Source organism: Marinilabiliales bacterium, assembly GCA_007695015.1.
GTDB lineage: Bacteria > Bacteroidota > Bacteroidia > Bacteroidales > PUMT01 > PXAP01.
On record REEN01000066.1, the window covers coordinates 1 to 7,756 of the forward strand.

A 7,756-nucleotide genomic window follows, 5' to 3' on the forward strand; every position below is an offset into this window, starting at 1 on the left:
CCTTTCGGGGATGTTAACGTTGATCCCGCTTTCGCGGAAACGCATCCCCGCACCCCCGAACTGACCCTGGGAGCGAAGATGAAGGAGCCGTAACCATCACCGCCGGAAGAGAGAAGGAAGGTTCACTTTCCAGCGAGCTGGATTGATTTCACCCCCGGGGAATTGTTCCAGGTTTCCCGGAGGACAAGCCGGATTATTATTATCTCCGGTAAACAGCACCAGACTACCTTTTAGACAACCGGGTAAATTCACCGCCCGGGGAACTGCACCAGGATTTTTATTTTACCAGCCGGATTAAATTCAGCTCTGGTAAACAATAACAGTAACCTTGTTGGACAAGCCGGATTAATCCACCGTCTCGGGAATTGCATCAGACTCCCCTGAGGAAAAGCCGGATTAGATGTCATTGCCCGGGGGTAGTTTTTGTTAAATACCTGCTTTCATTGCATTCTTTCCTGTATATTTATAAGTTTGTTATAAAATCTCCTTAACGAATGCAGGCATTTGAAGTCCATAAGCAGATTGTCAGCGACTACAAGGAATACCTGAAGAGTTTCAATATTATCAGGGATAAACGTATCAGCAAGGTGGTTGATGATGCATTCAGGAAGGATGAATACCTGCCCGAGCCGTTGATTCAGTTCAATCCTGCTTACAAGGATGGGGCAGGCATTGATTCGCTCATTGATGAAAAGATCCTGCATCCGGACTTCAGGAAAACTTTCGGGTACTATTCCCTCTACGAGCATCAGGAGATGGCAATCCGCAAGGGTGTGGAAGGAAAAAGTTTTGTTGTTACTTCCGGTACCGGTTCGGGCAAGTCCCTTACCTTTCTGGGTACTGTCTTCAACCATATTTTCAAGGAAAAGCCCCCGAAAGGGGTGAAGGCCATCCTTGTCTATCCCATGAACGCTCTTATCAACTCCCAGGAGGAGGAGATCAGAAAATTTGCGGATAATTACGGCGACGGTTTCCCGGTAACATTCAGGAAATATACCGGACAGGAGAATCAGGAGCAGAGGAGAGAGGTGGAGTCAGATCCACCTGATATTCTCCTTACCAACTACATGATGCTGGAGCTGATCCTCACCCGCGCCAATGAGAAGTACCTGCGTGATTCGTTCAGCGAAAACCTGAGGTTTCTGGTTTTTGATGAGCTGCATACCTATCGCGGAAGGCAGGGAGCCGATGTTGCCATGCTTATCCGCCGGCTGAAAGCCCTTTGCAGACAAAAAATTCAATGCATTGGCACTTCCGCAACCATGATCTCCGGCGAAGGACCACGAAACACCAGGGAAGTTGTTGCCGGGTATTCTACTGAGGTTTTTGGAGAAGCTTTCGCAGAAGACCAGGTAATAGAGGAGAGCCTGAAGGTGACCACCAATTTCAGCGGTACACTGCCCACCGCCTTTGATCTTCAGGAGGCCATACACAGCTCAGTGCCAAAAGATGGCAGCGAAAAGGCATTCCGTGACAATCCCCTGGCAATATGGGTTGAAAACCGGATAGCGCTCCTTCATGATAATCCCCAAAACCAGTTTCATAGTAATTCCTCAAAAGAGGAAAACCGGACTGCAACAAACCCCGATTTCGCCGAAGCTCAGGATCAACTGCGGGAGGGTACCGGCCCAACACCAGGTCTTGGTCAGAAAGAAATTATCCGCAGGGCAAAGCCGTTAGCACTGAAGGAGCTGGTTGAGGCTTTATCTGCTGATGCCAGTGAGCCGGACAGGGATAAATGTCTGAGTGCGCTGATGGAGCTGTTTGAGTGGTCGGAACAATTGAATATAAGGAATATTGAAAAGCGCATTTCATTTCTGCCCTTCAAGATACATCAGTTTATCTCGCAGGCGGGCAATGTTTACGTGACGCTTGATAGCAGGGATAAGAGGAAGGTCACTCTGGAAGACGGTATGTATGTAATGGAGGAAACCGGCAGGGAGAAGACCATATTCCCGGTGATGTTCAGCCGCTACTCGGGGTTTGATTTTATCTGCGTCAAAAGGAATTTCGAAGAGATGCGCTTCGAGCCGCGGGATCCACAGGAGTTGCCCGAGAGAATAACCAAACAGGAGCTGAAGGGAAACAGGGAGGAAGGCAAGTCCAAACGGCTGCTGACGGATGAGGATTTTGAATCGGGGTATCTGCTTATCCCCGAAAACGGAGATGAGATATGGGGCGAGGATCAGCTGGAGAACCTGCCCGATACCTGGTGGAAGCTGAAAAACGGCAGGGTGGTGGTAGATAATTACTACGAACACCGTCTGCCTGTAAAAGTATGGTTTAACTCAGAAGGTAATTATTCCTTCAATCCTGAATCCGGACTGGACCTTACGGGATGGTTTATTGCGGCTCCGTTGTGTCTTGACCCAACTTCGGGGGTTGTTTTTGATTTCCGAACAAGCGAGAACACCAAGCTGATGAGGGTAGGCAATGTAGGCAAAAGCACTGCCACCACCATCACCACTTTCAGCATCCTCAAGAGCCAGCATCACCAGAAACTGACCAGGGAGGTTCAGAAAGTACTCAGTTTTACAGATAACCGCCAGGATGCATCACTCCAGGCAGGGCACTTTAATGACTTTATGATGATAGGACGTTTGCGTTCTGCCATCTATCACGCATTGAAATCGGCCGGAGAGAAGCAGTTGAAGATTGACAGGATTTCCGGCGAGGTATATGACAAACTAGGCCTGACCGAAAAGGATTATGCCCGAAACGTATCGGATGACCCCTCGTGGCCGGACCCGGAGAATGAAAAGGCCATCAAGGACTATCTTACCGTCAGGATTTTATATGATCTCAGAAGAGGGTGGAGGTACAATACCCCCAACCTGGAGCAATGCGCTCTGCTGCAGATTGACTACGAGAAGCTGGATGAGTTCTGTGCCAGGGATGAATTTTTCAGGGATGATATACTGCTTTCCGGGGCAACTCCGGAGCAGCGGTACAATTTCCTGCTGCATGTACTTAATTACTTCCGCACATCTTATGCGTTTGACTATTATCTGCTGGATGAGGGGAACAGGAAAAATCTGGAGGACCGCCTCAAGCAGCATCTGGACCAGGAGAAGGAGTGGTCGCTCGAAGCCGACGAACGGCTTGAAGCCCCTTCATTCCTCACTTACCGGTCCCCCGGAAAAAAAGACAAAAGAATATTTACACAGAGCATAGGTCCAAACAGCAACCTTGGCAAGTACATCAAAAGGATGTTCATCCGGGCCAACCTGGAAGCTTTGAAAGGAGAGGAACTGGCCGGCTATACCGAAGGGCTTTGCCTGCTGCTTAAGAGGGGGCACTTCCTTGCCGAAAGAGAGATCAAGGGTGACAAATCGACCGAAAAAGGTTTCCGCCTCAGGGTTGAAAAGGTCATCTGGCGGTTAGGGGACGGGAGAAACGTTCTGACAGACGAGGTCAGGATAGTAACAACCGGCGGGGACCTTAAAATAGAGCCCAACAGTTATTTCAAGCGCTTTTACCAGCAGGATTTCCAGGCATTTGACAAGTTCTTCCGCGCAAGCGAGCATACCGGACAGATAGGTACGGAGCAGCGTATAGACCGTGAAAAGGGTTTCAGGACCGGGGATATATCCGCTCTTTACTGTTCTCCCACCATGGAACTTGGTATAGATATCTCCACCCTGAACATTGTCCATATGCGTAATGTGCCTCCAAACCCTGCAAATTACACCCAGAGAAGCGGACGGGCCGGAAGGAGCGGGCAGACTGCGCTGGTGTTTACGTACTGCAGCTACACTTCTCCGCATGACCGGCACTATTTCGGCAATTCCAGACAGATGGTTGCCGGCCAGGTGAAGTCTCCTACGATAGATCTGTGCAATGAAGAGCTTGTAGCCAACCATTTTTATGCCTGGATACTGATGCAACTCGGATTGCAGGATGTAAGAAGCTCAATAAGAGATATCATTGACATAGGCGACCGGGAGAACCTGCCGGTCAGGGATAACATCAGAAACTTCATCCTGAGGCAGACAGCCGATTTCTCCCGCGTGTGGACAGAAGGTTTTGAAGAGGTTATTTCTGATAAACGAGATATACTTGAATCAACAGCCTGGTTTAACCAGGAGTGGCTGCAGGGCTGCTGCAGGGAGTTTTACCACAGACTGGACAAGAGCTTTGACCGTTGGCGAAGGTTGTTCAGAACGGCGACCAATATGATAGAACAGGGTTCTCTGGTGATTAATGATCCTACGATTGCCGGCAGCAGCTTTGAGCACAGGGAGGCAAAACGGATGATGGCCATCGGAAGCCGCCAGCGTGACCTGCTCCAGAATGAGATGACCCGGGAGTATGGTAGCAGTTTCAGCTCCGAGTTTTACGTTTACCGCTACCTGGCCGCCGAGGGCTTCCTGCCCGGCTATAATTTCACCCGCCTGCCGGTACGAGCCTTCGTCGGCCGCAAAAGCCAGGAGCAGGGCACTTACATCTCCCGTCCCCGTTTCATCGCCCTCCGCGAATTCGGTCCCTCGAATCTCATCTACCATGACGGCGGCAAGTTCCGGGTTACCCGCATGCAGTTGACCGAGGCGGATATGAAAACAGAAAGTATCAAAATATCCAGAAAGACCGGTTACGCCTGGCTGGGCGAAGAGGGCAGGGGAATCAACAACGATCCCTTCACGGGTGAACCCCTCATGGGGCAGTCCGCCGCCGACACACACAACGATCTTCTTGAAATGGTGGAAGCCGATACATGGCCGGTGGAGAGGATATCCTCAGAGGAGGAGAACAGAATGTCGTCCGGTTATGATATAGAGCAGTTTTTCCATTACCCCAAAGGACTGGATAGCACCTTCCGTTCAACACTCAAGGCCTCCGGCCACCCGCTGCTCAACCTTACCTTCTGCCAGGCCACACTGTTGATACAGGTCAATAAAAAATGGCTGAGGGCAAAAGATGAGGAGAACGGGTTTGTAATAGGTAAAATGTCGGGTAAATGGCTCAGGAAGGTGGAGCTTGAGAACCCCGAACGGGAAAAAGATCCGGCAATCACCGTGAAGCTCTATACCACCGACACTGCTGATTCCCTGTATCTGCAGCCGGTTGAAGCTCTTGAACTGAGTGACGGGGGAGTGATATCTCTTACCTGGGCGCTTAAAAGAGCCATCGAGCGGGTATTTCAGGTTGAGGAATCGGAGATTGAGGTGTGGTTTATGGGTCCTGAAGGAGAGCGGAATATCTTTATATTCGAATCAGCCCAGGGCAGCCTCGGCATCCTTTCACAACTGGCAGAAGACACAGGCAGGTTGAAAGAGGTGTTCAGGGAAGCCTACAGGGTTATCCATTATGATCCGGAAACAAAAGAGGACACTGCCCCCGGCAAGCCGAAAGCCTCTTATGATGACCTGCTATCCTACTATAACCAGCGATACCATGACAAACTGGACAGGCACAGCATCAAAGCGGCTTTGGAACTGTTGATGATTTGTGAAGCTGACAACACCTCCTCGGTAAGCAGCAGATTCAGCGACCGTGAAGAGCAGTACAACTGGTTACTGGATAACCTGGATGAATCATCGGATCTCGAGAAGAAGCTGATAGACTACCTCTACAGGAACCGCATGCGTTTGCCCGATAATGCACAGGTGAACCTTTCAACGTCGGCAGGCTATTACGTGAGCGGGGATTTTGTCTATATGGACGGCGATTCTATCGAAGCCATAGTGTTCTGCGACGGGTCGGTCCACGATGAAGCGGGAGTTAAGGAAGACGACTTGCACAAAAGGCAACTTTTGCAAGATGCCGGGTACGATGTGATAGAGTGGCACTATTCCGAACCTCCAGATGAACTGGTTAAACGGCGCAAGGATATTTTCAGGAAGTTATAAGAGGAATCCCTGTGATTATAATTTATATTATTCTGGTTTGTTACAAAAATTGATTATATATAATAATGTATTATATTTGTAACAGTATTTAGCTTTCAGCCAAAACCAGAAAACCATGAACCAGAACCAGGTCATCGGCAATAATTTAAAGATGTACAGGGAAAAATTCGGCCTCACTCAAGATATTCTTGCTGAATATCTTGGCATTAACAGGGAGGAAATCAGTTATTATGAGAACGGAAAAAGAATTGCTCCCACAAATGTTCTTTATGAAGCTGCAAAGCTTTTCGGTATTGATGAGTTCGATTTTTATGAAACCGATATGGAATCCTCCGGTATAAAGGTTGCTCTTGCATTTCGTGCAGACACCCTTGGTATTGAAGACTTAAAACAGATAGCGGACTTCAGGAAGATTGTACTTAATTATCTCAAAATGAAACAGACCCTGGCAGATGAACATCCAAATTCTTGAAAAAAAAGCGAATCAATTCAGAGAAATTCACGGATTAGGAAGTCACGACAGCATTCGGCTTAGAAGTTTGTTGTTCAAATTGGACGTGTTAACAGTTTTTCGTCCATTAAGTGCCGGGTTCTCCGGTATGGCAATTAAAACCAACCATAAGGAGGCAGTAAAAAGATTTATCCTTATAAACAGCAACAAATCTTTGGGACATCAACACTTTACCATCTGTCACGAACTTTACCATTTATATATTCAGGACGGATTCGAATCAATGGTTTGTACAACTGCAACATTTGACAAAAAAGAAAGGGATGAGTTTAATGCAGATATATTTGCTTCTAATTTGCTGCTCCCGGAACATGGGATAAAATCACTCATCCCGGACAAGGAGCTCGGAAAAGACAAGTTAAACCTCAGCACTGTACTGAAAATTGAACAATACTTTGCCTGTTCACGATCAGCATTATTGTACCGGTTGAAGAACCTGGGGTTAATATCCGGTAAAATATACGATGTATATAATCAAAATGTAAAAAGGAGTGCAGTTGAACTTGGATATACTACCAGTATCTATGAGTCCGGAAATCACAATCAGGTTATCGGTGATTATGGAAGCCTTGCAAGGGAATTATATGATAAGGAGACGATCTCTGAAAGCCATTATTTTTCTCTGTTAGCCGATTTGGGTATTAATCTTCAGGAACTGGAACAGATCGAAGATGGAGAAAAGCAATAAAGTTATTATAATAGATGCAGATGTAATTTCCCACTTCATTTCCGGAAGTTTAATAATTAAATTACCGCACATTTTCCCTTTCAAAATATTGATACTGGATAAAGTTTATGCAGAACTTAAACGGTTGCCAAAAAGAAAACGCGAAATAGATAACCTTCTGAATTTGCGCTTAATACAATTACTGCCCTTCCCGGAAGATAATATTGAAGTCAGAAAAGAATATGCTCATATCAAAAAGTTTATGTTCAAAGGAGACGGGGAAGCTGCATGCCTTGCCGTGGTAAGACATTCGAAAGACATCCTTGCCAGCAGTAACCTTAAAGATATAGCCTTCTACTGTAAATTGCACGGAATACAATATCTCACTACAATGGATTTTCTTTGTGAAGCACTAAGACGGAATATGTTTACTGAAAATCAATGCGATGAGTTTATTTTAAAAGTTAAAAATGCCGGAAGCAAGTTACCTGTTAACAGAATCAGAGATTTTAAATGCCGAAGTTTTACCTTCTAATAATCTGATACACCTGGTTTACATATCGGCAAATACCGGGAAATGATATCCTGCAAGCCTTTTTTACATCTAAAAAGGATTCGTTCAGATAATCCTGCTGCTATTGCATTCTTTTTTATAAATTTATGGATTTAATAGAGGGGTGCGGGAATATTTACAGCGCAAGCTTTGAATTACTGTACAGAAGCTCAGGA

At 46.7% G+C, this 7,756-nt stretch carries 4 protein-coding genes; all 4 read left to right on the forward strand.

Annotation, left to right across the window (positions count from 1 at the left end):
* Positions 1-494 precede the first annotated feature (494 nt).
* The 4 genes from EA408_09820 to EA408_09835 all read left to right on the forward strand — a co-directional run bounded on the left by EA408_09820 (position 495) and on the right by EA408_09835 (position 7,562).
* The gene (locus EA408_09820) at positions 495-5,849 is read left to right on the forward strand and encodes a DEAD/DEAH box helicase (protein TVR71143.1); all 5,355 of its coding nucleotides are present in this window, start codon (positions 495-497) and stop codon (positions 5,847-5,849) included.
* 115 nt (positions 5,850-5,964) lie between these two features.
* The gene (locus EA408_09825; protein ID TVR71144.1) at positions 5,965-6,321 is read left to right on the forward strand and encodes an XRE family transcriptional regulator; all 357 of its coding nucleotides are present in this window, start codon (positions 5,965-5,967) and stop codon (positions 6,319-6,321) included.
* Positions 6,302-7,048, forward strand: coding sequence for an ImmA/IrrE family metallo-endopeptidase (locus tag EA408_09830; protein TVR71145.1), 747 nt, complete (start codon positions 6,302-6,304; stop codon positions 7,046-7,048). Before EA408_09825 ends, EA408_09830 begins: the two co-directional genes overlap by 20 nt.
* Complete coding sequence (locus EA408_09835; GenBank protein ID TVR71146.1) at positions 7,032-7,562, forward strand: hypothetical protein; 531 nt, start codon at positions 7,032-7,034, stop codon at positions 7,560-7,562. The genes EA408_09830 and EA408_09835 overlap by 17 nt, the downstream gene beginning before the upstream one ends.
* The last annotated feature ends 194 nt before the right edge of the window (positions 7,563-7,756 follow it).

What these genes read in the sequence shown, in the direction of transcription:
- EA408_09820 (TVR71143.1), top strand. Translation starts at nt 495, where the DNA reads ATGCAGGCATTTGAAGTCCATAAGCAGATTGTCAGCGACTACAAGGAA.
- EA408_09825 (TVR71144.1), top strand. Translation starts at nt 5,965, where the DNA reads ATGAACCAGAACCAGGTCATCGGCAATAATTTAAAGATGTACAGGGAA.
- EA408_09830 (TVR71145.1), top strand. Translation starts at nt 6,302, where the DNA reads ATGAACATCCAAATTCTTGAAAAAAAAGCGAATCAATTCAGAGAAATT.
- EA408_09835 (TVR71146.1), top strand. Translation starts at nt 7,032, where the DNA reads ATGGAGAAAAGCAATAAAGTTATTATAATAGATGCAGATGTAATTTCC.